The organism is Ochrobactrum sp. 19YEA23, assembly GCF_029909865.1.
GTDB lineage: Bacteria > Pseudomonadota > Alphaproteobacteria > Rhizobiales > Rhizobiaceae > Brucella > Brucella gambitense.
The window spans coordinates 68,444-84,486 of sequence record NZ_JASAMQ010000004.1 but is presented as its reverse complement, the minus strand read 5'-3'; the positions used below and the strand labels follow the sequence as shown (position 1 = coordinate 84,486).

Sequence of the window (16,043 nt, the reverse complement as noted above, 5' to 3'; positions counted from 1 at the left end):
TGTTACTCCTCTGCCGCTGCGGCCTTCTTAGCCTTCGATGGGGCTTTTGCCTTTGCGGGAGCTTTCTTTGCTGCGGGTTTCTTGGCAGCGGCTTTCTTTTCAGTGCTGGCTGCGGATTTGCGGGCAGGAGCCTTCTTGCCCTTGGACGAGCCAGCCTTTTCGGTGATCAGCGCCAGCGCTTCTTCCAGCGTGACACTTGCCGGGTCCTTGCCTTTCGGCAAAGTCGCATTGACCTTGCCCCAGTTCACATAAGGACCATAGCGTCCGTCACGCACGGTGATCGACCCGCCATCAGGATGGTCACCCAGTGTTGCCAGTGCTGCCGGGGTAGAACGACCGCGACCGCCCTTGGACTGCTTATCCGCAAGCACCGAAACGGCGCGATTGAGCCCGACCGAGAAGACTTCCTCGGCATTTTCCAGATTGGCGAATGTGCCGTCATGGCTGACATAAGGTCCATAACGACCGATACCCGCCGAAATCATCTTGCCGGTTTCCGGGTGCTGGCCGACATCACGCGGCAGCGACAGCAAGGCCACAGCCTTTTCATGGTCGACCGTATCCAGCGTCCAGCCCTTTGGCAGGCTTGCGCGCTTGGCTTCCTTGCCATCGCCGCGCTGAATATAGGGACCGAAACGACCCGTCCGCGCAGTGATTTCTTCACCCGTGAACGGATCTTTGCCGAGCGACTTCGGTTCGTCAACTGCTGCGGCCTCGCCATTGGCTTCGCCACCCAGCTGACGGGTAAATTTGCACTCCGGATAGTTGGAGCAACCAACAAAGGCGCCGTACTTGCCGAGTTTCAGCGACAGGATGCCGGTGCCGCAGGTCGGGCACGAACGCGGGTCGCTGCCGTCCTCGCGGGCCGGGAAAGCCAGCGGAGCCAGTTCTTCGTTCAGCGCATCGAGAACATTGGTAACGCGCAGTTCCTTGATGTCATCGACCGAGCCGGAGAAATCGCGCCAGAAATCACGCAGCACGTCTTTCCACGACAGCTTGCCGTCGGAAATAAGATCGAGCTTTTCTTCAAGGCTCGCCGTGAAGTCATACTCCACATAGCGGTCGAAGAAGCTTTCAAGGAAAGCCGTGACAAGACGGCCCTTCGGCTCCGGGATAAGCTTGCGCTTGTCCATGCTGATATATTCGCGGTCGCGTAGCGTGGCGAGCGTTGCGGCATAGGTCGAAGGACGACCGATGCCCAGCTCTTCCATCTTCTTGATCAGCGAGGCTTCCGAATAACGCGGCGGCGGTTCCGTCGAGTGCTGGGTGGCATCGATCTTTTCGCGTGCCAGTGTTTCGCCGCTGCGAATCTCCGGCAGCTTTGCGCTGTCTTCGTCGTCTTCCTCTTCCTCGCGATGATCAATATAGGCTGCGAGGAAACCGTCGAACTTCGTCACCGAGCCGTTGGCGCGCAGCATGGCCGAGCGCGAGCCGTTGACAGCTTCGATATCCGCGGTGGTGCGTTCGATATCTGCAGCCTGCATCTGGCTGGCGATTGCGCGCTTCCAGATCAGCTCATAAAGCCGTGCCTGATCTTCATCGAGATAGCGGCGCACTTCCTTCGGATGACGCGAAAACTCGGTCGGACGAATGGCTTCGTGCGCTTCCTGGGCGTTCTTGGCCTTGCTGGAATAATAGCGCGGCTTTTCCGGCACATATTTCGCGCCGAATGTTTCGCCAATGGCCTGACGCGCTGCGGTAATGGCTTCCGGGGCCATCTGCACGCCATCGGTACGCATATAGGTGATCAGACCGGCAGTTTCGCCGCCGATATCCACGCCTTCATAAAGGCGCTGCGCCACCTGCATGGTGCGCGATGCCGAGAAACCGAGCTGTCCGGAAGCGGCCTGCTGCAAGGTCGAGGTGGTGAAAGGCGGTCCGGGATTACGCTTGGTCGGCTTGGCTTCGACCGAAATGGCCTTGAAGCTTGCGCCTTCCAGCATGGTGCGGATGCCGGTTGCCTGTTCGCTATTCTTGATGTCGAGCTTGCCGAGCTTCTTGCCATCCACTGCGGTCAAACGCGCCGTGAAGCTGTCACTGCGCGGCGTCTTCAAAAGAGCGGCAATGTTCCAGTATTCTTCGCGAATGAACCGCTCGATTTCCGACTCACGGTCGGCAACGAGGCGCAGCGCGACCGACTGCACGCGGCCAGCCGAACGTGCGCCGGGCAGCTTGCGCCACAGAACCGGCGACAGCGTGAAACCGAAGAGATAGTCGAGTGCACGGCGCGCGAGATAGGCATCCACCAGCGGCTCATCAATATCGCGCGGATTGGCAATGGCGTCGAGCACGGCCTTCTTGGTGATGGCGTTGAACGCCACGCGTTTGACCGTTTTGCCCTTCAGCGCCTTTTTCTGATTGAGCACTTCCAGCACATGCCAGGAAATGGCTTCACCTTCGCGATCCGGATCGGTTGCGAGAATGAGGCCGTCGCTGTCTTTCAGCGCTTTGACGATATCTGAAAGTCGCTTGGATGAATTGCCATCCACTTCCCACGACATGGCAAAATCTTCGTCCGGGCGCACCGAGCCATCCTTGGCTGGCAAGTCTCGCACGTGACCAAACGATGCCAGAACCTTATAGTTCGAGCCCAGATATTTATTGATAGTTTTCGCCTTCGCAGGCGATTCGACAACCACGACGTTCATTTAAAACAGCCCAGATTCGCGCCCCGCAGAGGCATTTTGCCTCCCAACCGCGTCACAATAGTTGCCTTCCACATGAACAGAGGGCGGCGTTTGGTCAAGAGGACGAGACAAAAAATCGCTAAATACAACTAAAAATAGTGATTGCCAGATATGTAACTTTTGGTAGATTTGCAGCCAAATATGGTCGGAGCGTTCATAATTTGCATAGTGATTTTCTAATAAAGCAACTTGCTTATTTGTTGGGGGCAGCATGAAGCAACGTCGTGAAGATAATCCTGAAACACTCATTTATATAGAACAGATGCTCGGCGAACTGGGGAAATTAGCGAAGAAGACGGACAATGTCTTGTTGGCTTACATGATACAGATGGCGTCGGAAGAGGCAAAGGATCTGATCGAGGGAAGGCGGAATCATTGAGAGCCTGTTCCAAAAGTCGCCCTGTGTGGCTGCAAATGGCAATTTTCTGCATTCCGGTGCTCACGTACCAATAGTACGCTCCGCTCCGATACTCGAAAATCACCATTTTCGCACACACATGCCGCTTTTTGATTCAGGCTCTGAACGCGGGGACCGTGCCGCAGATCATCCTTCGGGGAGAAGGGCGATCTGGTTGCCGGGATAGCGCACAAGGCGCCCGGCCAGATCAAGCTCCAACAAAATAAGCTGGACCTGACTGGCGCCGATGCCGGTATGGCGCACAAGGCTATCAATATCGACAGGGCTTGGACCGAGAACATCCACGATGCGGTAACGTTCTTCATCCGTCATGAGCGCTGGCATCCCGTCCAGAGGTTCTTCCATTGGGTTGAGATCGTCAGGCGGCGGAACATCGGCGGCAAAGAGGTCTTTCGGTCGCATGATGGGATTGAGCGCCTCAATGACGTCGTCTACGCCCGTAACCAGTGTTGCGCCCTGTTTCAGAAGCGCATTGGTGCCGCGGGCGCGTGGGTCGAGCGGAGAGCCGGGCACGGCAAAGACCGTGCGGCCCATTTCGCCCGCCATGCGTGCGCTGATCAGCGAACCGGAGCGTTCCGCCGCCTCAACGACGATGAGGCCGAGCGAAAGCCCGGCAATGATACGATTGCGGCGTGGAAAATCGCGGGATCGCGGTTCTGCCCCCATCGGCATCTCTGTAATCAGAGCGCCGTCATGTTCCGGGATTGCACGATAGAGCGGCAGGTTTTCAGGCGGGTAGGGGCGATCCAATCCTCCGGCCAGCACGGCGACCGTGCCGCTTGTCATGCTGGCCTTGTGCGCGGCCGCGTCAATGCCCCGCGCCAGGCCGGAAATCACGGCAAAGCCCGCATCGCCGAGATCGCGTGCCAGCCTTTCAGTAAAGCGCACACCTGCAACAGACGCATTGCGCGAACCGACGATGGCAATGGGCGGCTTGCGGAACACTTTTTCGCTGCCCTTGATGATCACCAAAGGCGGCGGCGCTTCGCAGTTTTTCAGCTGCTGCGGATAATCCGGTTCGCCCATGCCGACGAGGTGCGCGCCATGGCGCTCGATTGCCTCTAGTTCACGCTCGGCATCTTCCATCGGCATAATGCGCAGCGGTCTTGTGCTGCCGCCCCGAATATTGAGATCGGGCAGTCGCTCCAGCGCATTGGCGGCAGAGCCGCAAAACAGGATAAGGTCGCGAAAGGTAACCGCACCAATATTGTCGGTGCGGATAAGGCGTAGCCAGTTCAATCTTTGGCGATCTGAGAGGCGAATTCCGGTTTTTGAATTCGCGCCCTCCATCACCCCTTGGCTCCGATACGGCTTTCAGTACCGTTCAGAAGTCGCTTTATATTGGCGTGATGCTTGAAGAAGATGATCACTGTTAGCACCGCGAACAGACCTGCAATCGCGTGGTCACCTTTGAAATAAAGGCTGATCGGCACGATGACGCTGGCGAGAAGGGCGGAGAGTGACGAGTAGCGCGTGACGATTGCGGTCACAATCCAGACCGCTGCAAAGATCAATGCGCCGGGCCACGCTAAGCCGATCAGAATGCCGAGATAGGTGGCAACACCTTTGCCGCCCTTGAAACCGATCCACACTGGAAAGAGATGGCCGATAAACGCGCCGAAACCGGCAGCAATCGCGGCCGCCTCGCCATAACGCCACGCGATCAGCACTGCAAAGGTGCCTTTCAGCGCATCAAGGATGAGCGTCGCTGCGGCGAGCTTCTTGTTACCGGTGCGCAGCACATTGGTTGCGCCGATATTGCCCGAACCAATGGAACGCACATCGCCCAAACCCGCCAGTCGGGTCAGGATAAGCCCGAAAGGAATGGAACCGAGGAGATAGCCGAAAATAAGTGTCGCGACGTCCACGAGATTAAAGAAACCGGTTTCGGCCATATAGATTCCCTCTGGCTTTTATTTTTATCCGCGGTCCCGAAAAGATTTCCCCCTTTCGGGACCATGGATTCTTATGCCGAATACACGGTCTTGCCGGCGACTATAGTGCGGACCACGCGGCCCTGGAAGCGGGCGCTTTCAAAACAGCTGTTCTTTGAAAGCGAGTGCAGGTCTTCCTCACGCACAATCCACGGTTCATCGAGATCGACGATTGCAAGATCAGCCGAAGAACCCGGCTTGAGCGTGCCTGCATCCAGACCGAAAATCTTTGCCGGAGCGGTAGACAGCACTTCAACCAGACGCAACAACGGAATGCTGTCGTTGTGATAAAGGCGAAGGGCCGCGCCCAGAAGCGTTTCCAGACCAATGGCTCCGGCTTCTGCATCCGCGAAAGGCAGGCGCTTGGTGTCCACGTCCTGCGGATCATGGGCGGAGACGACAATATCGATTGTGCCGTTCTTCACCGCCTCGACCATGGCAAGCCGGTCCTGTTCGCTGCGCAGCGGCGGCGACAGGCGGAAGAAGGTGCGGAACTCGCCAATGTCGTTTTCATTGAGCGACAGATGGTTGATCGACACGCCAGCCGTTACCTTTGCGCCAAGGTCTTTGGCGCGGCGCATGGCATCTGCCGACATGGCGCAAGAAAGCTGCGCTGCGTGATAATTGCTGTTGGTCAGCGCAGCGAGGCGTAGATCGCGCTCCAGCGGGATGACTTCGGCTTCACGCGGGCTTCCAGACAGGCCGAGCCAGCTTGCGAACAGACCCTCATTCATTACGCCGGTTGCGCCGAGATAAGGATCGCGGGTTTCGCAGGCGATGACCGCGTTGAAATCACGGGCATAGGTTAGCGCGCGGCGCATCAGCTGCGTATTCGCAATCGTCTGACGACCTTCGGTGAAGGCGACCGCCCCGGCATCGCGCAGCAGACCGATTTCGGTCATTTCTTCGCCGTGCAGCCCCTTGGTAATGGCAGCAGCCGGGTGCACATTGACGACGGCTGTATCGCGCGCAGTCCGCTTGACGAACTCCACCAGCGCCACATCGTCGATAACCGGATCGGTATCCGGCATCATGATGATCGACGTCACGCCACCGGCGGCAGCAGCGCGGCTGGCAGAAGCGATGGTTTCGCGATGCTCTGCGCCCGGCTCGCCGATAAACACCCGCGAGTCGACCAGACCGGGGAGAACGGCCTTGCCGTCCAGATCGATGATTTCCGCACCTTCCGGTGCGCCCTGATTGCGGGCATCCGCTCCGGCGGCAATGATCTTGCCGTCGCGGATCAGCACACTGCCGACCTCATCGAGACCACGCGACGGATCGACGATGCGCGCATTTTCAAACAGAACCGCGCTCATGCTGCTTCTCCATTGCTTGGATTACGGCGCGGATCGAGCAGTGCTTCCATCACGGCCATGCGCACGGCGACGCCCATTTCCACTTGCTGCTGGATCACGCTCTGCGGGCCATCGGCTACATCGGAGGCGATTTCAACACCGCGGTTCATTGGGCCGGGATGCATGACGAGCGCATCAGGCTTGGCGTGTTTCAGCTTTTCCTTATCGAGACCGTAGAAGCGGAAATATTCGCGCACGGAAGGCACGAAGGACCCGGCCATGCGCTCACGCTGCAAGCGCAGCATCATGACCACATCGGCACCTTTCAGGCCTTCTTCCATCGAGTTGAAGACTTCGACGCTCATATCCGCCATGCCGGAAGGCAGAAGCGTGGATGGCGCGACGACACGAACGCGCGCGCCAAGGGCATTGAGAAGCAGAATATTCGAGCGCGCCACGCGGGAGTGGAGCACATCGCCGCAAATGGCGACAATCAGGTTTTCGATCTGGCCTTTGGCGCGACGGATCGTCAGCGCATCGAGCAGGGCCTGTGTGGGGTGTTCATGCGCGCCGTCGCCCGCATTGACGACCGAGCAGCCGACTTTTTGCGCGAGCAGGGCCGCAGCACCGGCAGAGGCGTGACGGATGACCAGAATATCCGGTTGCATCGCGTTCAGCGTCATCGCCGTATCTATGAGCGTTTCGCCCTTCTTGACCGACGAATTGCCGACCGACATGTTCATCACGTCGGCACCGAGCCGTTTACCGGCCAGTTCGAACGACGATTGCGTTCGCGTCGATGCTTCGAAGAAAAGATTGATTTGCGTGCGACCGCGCAGCACGGACTTTTTCTTCTCTGGCTGCCGGGATACGGCAATTTCCTGATCTGCAAGATCGAGGAGGCAGAGAATGTCCAGGGGCGATAGCCCCTTGATGCCAAGCAGGTGGCGGTGAGGGAAAAGCGGAGAGACCGGTTCTTTTATCATGGCAAGTCACCCGTATAGGACCATGAGGGAGGTCCCGCAACCGTCCTTATAACGGCATATGCCGATTCCCCAAGAAAAACCTGTGCCGTCCCGGCAAGAAATTCGGGAAAGGAAGGCAAATTCTTAGCAAATTGGATGCAAGAGGACTAAGTTACCCCCAAACGAACAGCACGGAATGAGCTTTTGAAAACGCACGAAGTCACGAACCAGACGCCATCCATGGCAGGCACCAATGCATATCTGGCCGATCCGCTTCTGATGCAGATTGCGGCTCGTTTTCCAAAAGAGCTTCATAATGAGCTGGAACAGACGGGGCGTTTTGTGCTGTCGGCAGAAGCGCAGGATCTGGCGCGGCTTGCCAATACGGAACTGCCAAAGCTGCGCACGCATGACCGGCAGGGCAACAGGATCGATCTCGTCGAATACCACCCTGCCTATCACGCGCTGATGCGCCGTTCGATCGCAAACGGCCTGCATTGCTCGATCTGGGAGGATAATCCGGCTGAAACCGGCCGCCGTCATCAGGCCCGCGCCGCGCGCTTCTACCTGACGGCGCAGCTTGAAGCAGGGCACCTTTGCCCGCTCACCATGACAAGCGCCTCCCTTGCAGCCGTGATGGGCGCACCGGAAATTTATAAAGAATGGTCGCCGGCGGTCCTATCGCGAAAATACGACTTTTCGCAAAAGCCTGCGCTGAGCAAAAACGGTGTCACGCTCGGCATGGGCATGACGGAAAAGCAGGGTGGTACGGATGTGCGTACCAACACCACCCGCGCGACAGTCAATGAGGACGGCACCTATACGATCACCGGGCATAAATGGTTCATGTCCGCACCAATGTCGGATGCATTTCTGGTGCTGGCGCAGGTCGATGAGCAGCTTTCCTGTTTTCTGGTTCCGCGTCTTGACGCTGAGGGTAAAGGCAACGGCTTTGCCTTCCAGCGGCTCAAGGACAAGCTTGGCAACAAGTCCAATGCCTCTTCGGAAGTCGAATTCGATGGCGCTATCGGCCACCTGATCGGCAGCCCGGGTGAGGGCGTGAAAACCATCATGGACATGGTGACGCTGACGCGGCTCGATTGCGCGGTTGCGTCGGCAGGCCTGATGCGCTCCGGTCTGGCCGAAGCCGTGCACCATTGCCGCCATCGCGAGGTCTTCGGCAAGCCGCTGATCGAACAGCCTTTGATGAGCCGTGTTCTGGCCGACATGGCGCTGGATGTTGCGGGAGCGACCGCACTTTCGATGCGTCTTGCCCGTGCATTCGATATGGCCGCCAGCGACCGCGCCGAGGCAGCTTTCGCCCGCTGCATGACGCCGGTGGTCAAATATTGGGTGTGCAAGATTGCGCCTGCGCTGCTTTACGAAGCCATGGAGTGCCTTGGCGGCAATGGCTATATCGAGGAGGGCAATCTGGCGCGCGCCTATCGCGAAGCACCGGTCAATGCGATCTGGGAAGGCTCCGGCAATGTCATGGCGCTGGACGTGGCGCGCGTGCTGTCGCGTGCGCCGGGCCTGTTTGATGAAGTGCTGGAATGGATCGGCGGTCAGCTTGGCCCGCGCGGGCAGGGCACCATCGACGTGCTGCGCGCGGCTCTCCAGCTAACGGAGACTGATCAGGGCGTTGCGCGTCTTTTGACGGAGCAGCTTGGCTATGCAGCCGCTGCTGCGGAATTGCGTCAGCTGGGCGCTGACGACATCGCCGACGCTTTCATCGAAACGCGCCTTGGCGGTCAGTGGCGCAGCACCTATGGCATGCTGGATGCACGCCATGACGCGCTGCGCATTCTCGACCAGCTTTATCCAGCGTCGTAATCATCGTCGGCTTCCGACCGCCTGATCAGATGCAGGCGGTCAAGCGCGCCTTGCAGGATAAACGCGGCGGCTGCCGAATCGATGCGTTCGGCCCGCTTGCCACGCGAGACGTCCATGCCGATCAGGGCGCGCTCGGCGGCAACGGTGGATAGTCTTTCGTCCCAGAAAACGAAAGGCAGGTCGGTGAGCGGTTGCATGGTGCGCACGAAAGCGCGGGTCGCTTGAACACGGGGACCTGACGTGCCGTCCATGTTCATCGGCAAGCCGATCACGATCACGCCCACCTTATCCACCGCCAGCGCCTTCAAAAGCGCCTGCGCATCCAGCGTGAATTTCACCCGTTTTATAACGGGGCGCGGATTCGCAAAGGAAAAGCCCAGGTCCGAAACAGCAAGCCCGATGGTCTTGGTCCCAAGATCCAATCCGGCAATCGTCTGTCCGGGCTTAAGCAGTGCCGGGATTTCTTCGATTTCAACGATAGCCATAAGTCCTCATCGGAATTTGAAGTCTCGTCATATTGCTTTCAACGTTATGGGCGTCATATCTGTTCTCAACCCGGAAATCGAGATCGAAGGAGAATCTTCATGAAACTGACCTGGCTCGGCCACGCCGCATTCCGCATTGAAACCGCACAAGCGGTCATCCTCATCGATCCGTTCCTGAACGGCAATCCCGGTGCAAAAGGCATCGACTTCAAGGAAGCGACCAAGGGCGTCACCCATATCGCATTGACCCATGGTCATGGCGATCATATCGGCGATACCGTTGCCATCGCCAAAGAACATGGCGCAACGGTCATCGCCAATGCCGATCTGGCAAGCTGGCTCGGTACGCAGGGCGTGGAGAAGCTCGACATGGGCAATACGGGCGGCACGCAGTCGCATGACAGTTTCTCAGTCACTTTTGTCAACGCGCTGCATTCGTCCGCCTTTCTGACAGAAAATGGCGTCTCGCAGGCGCTCGGCAACCCGAACGGTCTGGTGTTCCATTTCGAGAACGACCCGACGCTTTATCATATGGGCGATACGGATATTTTCTCCGACATGGCGCTAATCAACGAGTTGCATCTGCCTGAAATCGGCATCGTGCCGGTTGGCGACCGCTTCACCATGGGCGGTGCAGTGGCGGCGCTGGCCTGCCAGCGTTACTTCAATTTCAAGACTGTACTGCCATGCCATTACGGCTCGTTCCCAATGCTCGAACAGACGGCAGACAAGTTCATTGCTGGCATGACCGATCATCCGGGCACGAAGGTTCTGGCGGATCCAGCAGGTACCGTTCACAGCTTCTAACACTGCGGTTGCTTTCTTCGTGATGCCGGGCTGCAACGAGCAATTTCCTGTGCTCCGGTGCTCACGTACATTTAAGTACGCTCCGCTCCGGTGCTCGAAAATCACTCGTTTCGCCACGGCCTGACGAATTTGCAACCGAGTGTTAATCCCCGTTGAAGTGCAAGAAATGTTGCGCTTCAACAATCGCGCCGTTATAGCCGTAGCAAAGAACCTTCAGGGTGGCGGTTCGCCGCCCTGATCTAGCATTTGCGGAGAACAGAATGTCCGTCGATATTTCCACCGTCAAACGCGTCGCGCATCTCGCGCGTATCGCCGTCAGTGAAGACGATGCCGAGCGCATGACCGGTGAACTCAATGCAATTCTGGGCTTTGTCGAGCAATTGAACGAAGTCAACGTCGACGGTGTTGAGCCGATGACCTCGGTGACGCCGATGAATATGCGTCTGCGCGACGACAAGGTGACTGATGGCGGCATCGCCGACGCTGTTGTCGCCAATGCGCCGGTCACCGAAGACAATTTCTTCGTCGTTCCCAAGGTCGTGGAGTAAATCATGGCCATTCGGGTTTCGATCGAGACCCCGTTGCAAGACGATGTGCGCGATCTGGTGGAACACCTCAACGCGCATATGTTGCCGCTGTCACCGCTGGAATTCCAGTTCAAGATGACGGTCGAGCAGATGGCAGAGCCGGACACGACGGTTTTCGTGGCGCGCGATGAAGACGGCAAGGCCGTCGGTTGCGGCGCCTTGAAGATGCATGAAGACGGCACTGGCGAACTGAAGCGCATGTTCACCCGTCCGGAAGTGCGCGGCAAACGCGTGGGTTCCGCTCTCGTTGATGCGATTGTCGGGCTGGCCAATGCGAAGAATGTTTCGCGCCTTGTGCTTGAAACCGGAACTGGCCCCGGTTTTGCCGGTGCCTGGCGGCTTTATGAGAATTCGGGTTTTACGCGCTGCGGTGTGGTTCTGGACTATCCGGACTCCGAATACTGCGCCTTTTTTGAAAAGCGTCTCGTTGAGGCGCACTGACAGGATTTGACGATGAGCGAACTGACCGCACTGACCATTGCCGAAGCGCGCGACAAGCTGAAGGCCAAGGCCATCACCGCGACCGAGCTGACCGATGCCTATCTTGCCGCTATCGACACCGCCAATGAAGCCATCAATGCCTATGTGACGGTTACGCACGATCAGGCGCGTTCCATGGCCAAGGCCTCGGATGAGCGCATTGCCAAGGGCGAAGCAGGTACGCTGGAAGGCATTCCGCTTGGCGTTAAGGACCTGTTTGCGACCAAGGGCGTGCATACGCAGGCTTGCTCGCATATTCTCGACGGCTTCAAGCCGGAATATGAATCGACCGTCACCGCCAATCTGTGGGCAGACGGCGCGGTCATGCTGGGCAAGCTCAACATGGACGAATTCGCCATGGGCTCGTCCAATGAAAGCTCCTATTACGGCCCCGTGAAGAACCCTTGGCGCGCCAAGGGCTCGAATGCCGATCTCGTACCGGGCGGTTCGTCCGGTGGTTCGGCTGCTGCCGTCGCCGCGCAGCTTTGCGCCGGTGCTACCGCAACCGATACCGGCGGCTCGATCCGTCAGCCTGCCGCGTTCACTGGTACTGTTGGTATCAAGCCGACCTATGGCCGCGTCTCGCGTTGGGGCACGGTTGCCTTCGCCTCGTCACTCGATCAGGCTGGCCCGATTGCCCGCGACGTGCGTGACGCCGCTATCCTGCTGAAGTCCATGGCCTCGCTCGACCTCAAGGACACCACCTCGGTGGATCTGCCGGTGCCGGATTACGAAGCAGCTATCGGCAAGTCGCTGAAAGGCATCAAGATCGGTATTCCGCGGGAATACCGGGTCGATGGCATGCCGGGCGAGATCGAGGAACTGTGGCAGAAGGGCATTCAGTACCTGAAGGATGCCGGCGCTGAGATCGTCGATATTTCGCTGCCGCACACGAAATATGCCCTGCCAGCTTATTACATTGTCGCACCGGCGGAAGCTTCGTCCAACCTCGCGCGTTATGACGGCGTGCGCTATGGCCTGCGCGTGCCCGGCAAGGACATTGCCGACATGTATGAACAGACCCGCGCAGCTGGCTTCGGCAAGGAAGTGAAGCGCCGTATCGTCATCGGCACCTATGTGCTGTCGGCTGGCTATTACGACGCCTATTATCTGCGCGCCCAGAAGGTTCGCACGCTGATCAAGAAGGATTTTGAGGACGTTTTCGCCAAGGGCGTGCACGCAATCCTCACGCCTGCGACGCCCTCGGCAGCTTTCGGCCTTGCTGACGAAGATCTCGCCAACGATCCGGTCAAGATGTACCTCAATGACATCTTCACCGTGACGGTAAACATGGCCGGTCTTCCGGGCATCGCTGTACCTGCCGGTATCAACGAGCACGGCCTGCCACTGGGCCTTCAGCTGATCGGTCGCCCGTTCGAGGAAGAAACGCTGTTTCAAGCTGCCCATGCCATCGAACAGGCTGCCGGGCGTTTTACCCCGGCCAAATGGTGGTAAATTTGGATATCTTAATTCGCCGGGGCTCCCCCGGCGAATTTATTTTTATGGCCGAGCTTGCGGTCAGGGCATGGGAAATTCCTGCCAAGAGTGACCCGTTAAGCGATCAGCGTCGTGCAGAGCTGGAAGCCAATTTTCTTGGCTATCTGCACGAAAATGCCGATGGTGTTCTGGTAGCGGAAGCAGACGGGAAAATCCTCGGCTGGGGCGCACGTGTTCCCGGCAGCAACTATATTGCTGATCTCTGGATCGATCCCCCTTTTCATGGGCAGGGCATCGGTGGGCGCATTCTTGATGCGCTGATGGCGCAAATCCTGCTCGACGGTTTCGATGCCACAACGATCGGCACGCATGCCGATAATCTCCCCGCCATTGGTCTCTACGAGAAAATGGGCTTTCGCATCGAGTGGCGGGGCGAGGAAGCCTCTGTCAGCATGGGTCGCGTCGTTGAAAAAGTGCGAATGCGCGCCACGCTTTAAACCATCCTCGGTTGCCGAACAGTCCGGCGCGCCTATCCTTCTAGAAACAACCAGATTTTCGGAGGAGGAGGGCCATTATGTGGATCATGCTGACGGATGTGAGCGGCGAAAAACTCGCAATCAATTTCAACCACGTTCTGTCTTACAATGCCTATGGCACCGGCACGCGCATTCTGACCATGAGCGCGGACCAAACGTTCTTCGTCAAGGAATCACTGGAAGATATCGAGTCGCGCCTCTGTATCGACGCGAGGGCGTAAACTTCAGCCTTTTCAATTCTTTGGAATGCAAGGTTCAGATATGAAATGAGAGGCAGCTGGCCGAAACCAGCGCGCCGCTCTATCCATGTTGAGCGTCGTCTAGATGTCGAGTTCTTCCACGAAAGCGGCGCGATCCGTGATGAATCGGAAGCGGGCTTCCGGCTTGGTTCCCATCAGTTCATCGACGGTATTGCGGGTTTCATCGATATAGTCTTCATCCACCTGTACCCGCAGCAGCGTGCGCTTCTTCGGGTCCATCGTGGTTTCCTTCAACTGCTCGGCACGCATTTCGCCAAGGCCTTTGAAGCGACCGATTTCAACCTTGCCGCGCCCGGTAAACATCGTGCGCATCAACTCGTCTTTATGAGCTTCGTCGCGCGCGTATGCGGTCTTTCCGCCTTGGCTCAGGCGGTAAAGCGGCGGCACGGCCAGATATAGATGACCATTGCGGATCAGTTCCGGCATTTCCTGATAGAAGAAGGTGATCAGCAGCGATGCGATATGCGCGCCGTCAACATCAGCATCGGTCATGATGATCACCCGGTCGTAGCGCAGATCGTCTTCGCGGTAATTCTTCCGCGTGCCGCTGCCCAGCGCCTGAATGAGATCAGTAATCTGCTGGTTGGCGGTCAGCTTTTCGCGGCCCGCACTGGCAACATTGAGAATCTTGCCGCGCAGCGGCAGGATTGCCTGCGTGGCGCGGTTACGCGCCTGCTTGGCCGAACCGCCTGCCGAGTCACCTTCAACGATGAACAATTCCGCGCCCGCTGCCGCATTCTGCGTGCAATCGGCCAGCTTGCCGGGCAGGCGCAGCTTGCGTGTCGCGCTCTTGCGGACGGTTTCCTTTTCCTGACGACGGCGCAGCCGTTCCTCAGCCCGATCCACAACCCAGTCGAGCAGGCGCGAGGCTTCCTGCGGGGAGGCCGCAAGCCAGTGGTCGAACGGATCGCGGATCGCATTTTCCACGATGCGCTGCGCTTCCACAGTCGCCAGCTTGTCCTTGGTCTGGCCCACAAATTCCGGTTCGCGGATGAACACCGACAACATGCCCGCCGCCGACACCATGACGTCATCCGTCGTGATGATCGAAGCCCGCTTGTTATTGGTCAGCTCCGCATAGGCCTTAAGACCGCGCGTCAGCGCGATGCGCAGGCCAGCTTCATGCGTGCCGCCGTCGGCGGTCGGAATCGTATTACAATAGGAATGAACAAAACCGTCGCCGCCGAACCACGTGACTGCCCATTCGACCGCGCCATGTCCGCCTTGCTTTTCGGTCTTGCCAGCAAAAAGCTCGCGGGTGACCTGATGCTCCTTGCCGAGCGATGCCTGAAGATAATCCTTCAGACCGCCGGGGAAATGGAATACGGCCTTTTCAGGCGTTTCCTTTTTCGGGTCGAGCAACGATGGATCGCAGCTCCAGCGGATTTCCACGCCGCCAAACAGGTAGGCCTTCGACCGCGCCATGCGATAAAGCCGGTGCGGATCGAAATGCGCTGCCTTGCCGAAAATATCCGGGTCCGGATGAAAACGAACGCGCGTACCACGGCGATTGTGCACTTCGCCTGCGTCTTCCAGTCCGCCCTGCGGAATGCCGCGCGAAAAGCGCTGGCGATAGAGGCGACGATTGCGCGCCACTTCCACTTCCAGCACGTCAGACAGCGCATTGACCACCGAAACACCAACGCCGTGCAGGCCGCCCGATGTTTCATAAGCCTTGCCGTCAAACTTGCCGCCCGCATGCAGCTTGGTCATGATGACTTCGAGCGTGGACTTGCCCGGCACCTGCGGGTGCTCGTCAACCGGAATGCCGCGCCCGTTATCCGAAACGGTGATGAAACCTTCGGCGTCGAGGCTGACTTCGATGAAGTTTGCATGTCCTGCAACCGCTTCGTCCATCGAGTTATCGATGACTTCCGCGAACAGGTGATGCAGCGCCTTTTCATCGGTGCCGCCAATATACATGCCGGGGCGCAGACGCACCGGCTCCAGCCCTTCGAGAACGCGGATGGACGAGGCGTTGTAATCATCGCCGCCGGAAGAAACGGGCGGTGCCTTGGTCGCAGCCGGCTTTGCGGCCTGTGGAGCAGGTGCGGAAGGCAACGGCGTCGCCACAGGTGGTGCGACGGGTTGAGGCGCGGCGCTCTTTTCAGGGCGCCGTTCCACCTGCCGCTCCCGGGCATTGTTCACCACTCTCGAAAAGAGATCGTTGCTGTCGTCCATCTTTACCCGATAAGCTCTCTGTCAGAATTTCAGGAAGGACCATGCGGCTTGGCGGCTCGACATGGACCGAAAATATACTGTCTGCGAATCATCTGAATGATGCCATGCGCAGCCATGAAAGGCGAATAAAGTTCG

Annotated in this window: 15 protein-coding genes; 8 read left to right on the top strand and 7 right to left on the bottom strand. The window is 58.3% G+C overall.

Going from position 1 to position 16,043, the window contains the following annotated elements; all coding sequences use genetic code 11:
• Nucleotides 1-2: 2 nt before the first annotated feature.
• A complete protein-coding gene (gene topA / locus QBD01_RS11910) occupies nt 3-2,648 on the bottom strand; it encodes a type I DNA topoisomerase (protein WP_280992984.1) in 2,646 nt (881 codons plus the stop codon).
• A 250-nt stretch (nt 2,649-2,898) separates the two neighbouring features.
• Between topA and QBD01_RS11905 the strand changes: the two genes are divergently transcribed.
• A complete protein-coding gene (locus QBD01_RS11905; RefSeq protein WP_280992983.1) occupies nt 2,899-3,066 on the top strand; it encodes a hypothetical protein in 168 nt (55 codons plus the stop codon).
• Nucleotides 3,067-3,231: 165 nt separating this feature from the next.
• Here QBD01_RS11905 and dprA read toward each other — a convergent pair whose 3' ends face one another.
• The 4 genes from dprA to QBD01_RS11885 all read right to left on the bottom strand — a co-directional run bounded on the left by dprA (nt 3,232) and on the right by QBD01_RS11885 (nt 7,323).
• On the bottom strand, nt 3,232-4,398 hold the full coding sequence (gene dprA, locus QBD01_RS11900) for a DNA-processing protein DprA (RefSeq protein ID WP_280992982.1): 1,167 nt from the start codon (nt 4,396-4,398) through the stop codon (nt 3,232-3,234).
• Nucleotides 4,395-5,000 carry a glycerol-3-phosphate 1-O-acyltransferase PlsY gene (plsY, locus tag QBD01_RS11895; RefSeq protein WP_280992981.1) on the bottom strand — a complete coding sequence of 202 codons (606 nt, stop codon included), beginning with the start codon at nt 4,998-5,000 and terminating at the stop codon, nt 4,395-4,397. The genes dprA and plsY overlap by 4 nt, the downstream gene beginning before the upstream one ends.
• A gap of 71 nt (nt 5,001-5,071) precedes the next feature.
• Nucleotides 5,072-6,358, bottom strand: coding sequence for a dihydroorotase (locus QBD01_RS11890; RefSeq protein WP_280992980.1), 1,287 nt, complete (start codon nt 6,356-6,358; stop codon nt 5,072-5,074).
• On the bottom strand, nt 6,355-7,323 hold the full coding sequence (locus QBD01_RS11885; RefSeq protein WP_182519932.1) for an aspartate carbamoyltransferase catalytic subunit: 969 nt from the start codon (nt 7,321-7,323) through the stop codon (nt 6,355-6,357). Before QBD01_RS11885 ends, QBD01_RS11890 begins: the two co-directional genes overlap by 4 nt.
• Before the next feature lie 183 nt (nt 7,324-7,506).
• Here QBD01_RS11885 and QBD01_RS11880 point away from each other — a divergent pair, with 183 nt between their 5' ends.
• Nucleotides 7,507-9,135, top strand: a complete 1,629-nt coding sequence (locus QBD01_RS11880) for an acyl-CoA dehydrogenase family protein (RefSeq protein ID WP_280992979.1) — start codon at nt 7,507-7,509, stop codon at nt 9,133-9,135.
• Here the strand turns inward: QBD01_RS11880 and ruvX are convergent.
• Nucleotides 9,120-9,620: a Holliday junction resolvase RuvX gene (gene ruvX / locus QBD01_RS11875; RefSeq protein WP_182519934.1), complete on the bottom strand. Its 501-nt coding sequence runs from the start codon at nt 9,618-9,620 to the stop codon at nt 9,120-9,122. The two genes, QBD01_RS11880 and ruvX, sit on opposite strands and share 16 nt — an antisense overlap.
• A gap of 99 nt (nt 9,621-9,719) precedes the next feature.
• On the opposite strand from ruvX, the gene QBD01_RS11870 reads away from it, so the two are divergent.
• From QBD01_RS11870 to QBD01_RS11845, 6 genes are all read left to right on the top strand, one after another.
• Nucleotides 9,720-10,427, top strand: a complete 708-nt coding sequence (locus tag QBD01_RS11870) for a metal-dependent hydrolase (RefSeq protein ID WP_280992978.1) — start codon at nt 9,720-9,722, stop codon at nt 10,425-10,427.
• A gap of 260 nt (nt 10,428-10,687) precedes the next feature.
• Nucleotides 10,688-10,975 (top strand): Asp-tRNA(Asn)/Glu-tRNA(Gln) amidotransferase subunit GatC, encoded by a 288-nt coding sequence (gatC, locus tag QBD01_RS11865; protein WP_078336964.1) that lies wholly within the window; start codon nt 10,688-10,690, stop codon nt 10,973-10,975.
• A 3-nt stretch (nt 10,976-10,978) separates the two neighbouring features.
• Nucleotides 10,979-11,455 carry a GNAT family N-acetyltransferase gene (locus QBD01_RS11860; RefSeq protein ID WP_280992977.1) on the top strand — a complete coding sequence of 159 codons (477 nt, stop codon included), beginning with the start codon at nt 10,979-10,981 and terminating at the stop codon, nt 11,453-11,455.
• 12 nt (nt 11,456-11,467) lie between these two features.
• Nucleotides 11,468-12,949: an Asp-tRNA(Asn)/Glu-tRNA(Gln) amidotransferase subunit GatA gene (gatA, locus tag QBD01_RS11855; RefSeq protein ID WP_182519937.1), complete on the top strand. Its 1,482-nt coding sequence runs from the start codon at nt 11,468-11,470 to the stop codon at nt 12,947-12,949.
• Between the two features lie 47 nt (nt 12,950-12,996).
• Nucleotides 12,997-13,428 carry a GNAT family N-acetyltransferase gene (locus QBD01_RS11850; RefSeq protein WP_280992976.1) on the top strand — a complete coding sequence of 144 codons (432 nt, stop codon included), beginning with the start codon at nt 12,997-12,999 and terminating at the stop codon, nt 13,426-13,428.
• A gap of 77 nt (nt 13,429-13,505) precedes the next feature.
• A complete protein-coding gene (locus QBD01_RS11845; RefSeq protein WP_280992975.1) occupies nt 13,506-13,688 on the top strand; it encodes a hypothetical protein in 183 nt (60 codons plus the stop codon).
• 99 nt (nt 13,689-13,787) lie between these two features.
• On the opposite strand, the gene parE is transcribed toward QBD01_RS11845, so the two are convergent.
• A complete protein-coding gene (parE, locus tag QBD01_RS11840) occupies nt 13,788-15,908 on the bottom strand; it encodes a DNA topoisomerase IV subunit B (protein WP_280992974.1) in 2,121 nt (706 codons plus the stop codon).
• Nucleotides 15,909-16,043: the final 135 nt, after the last annotated feature.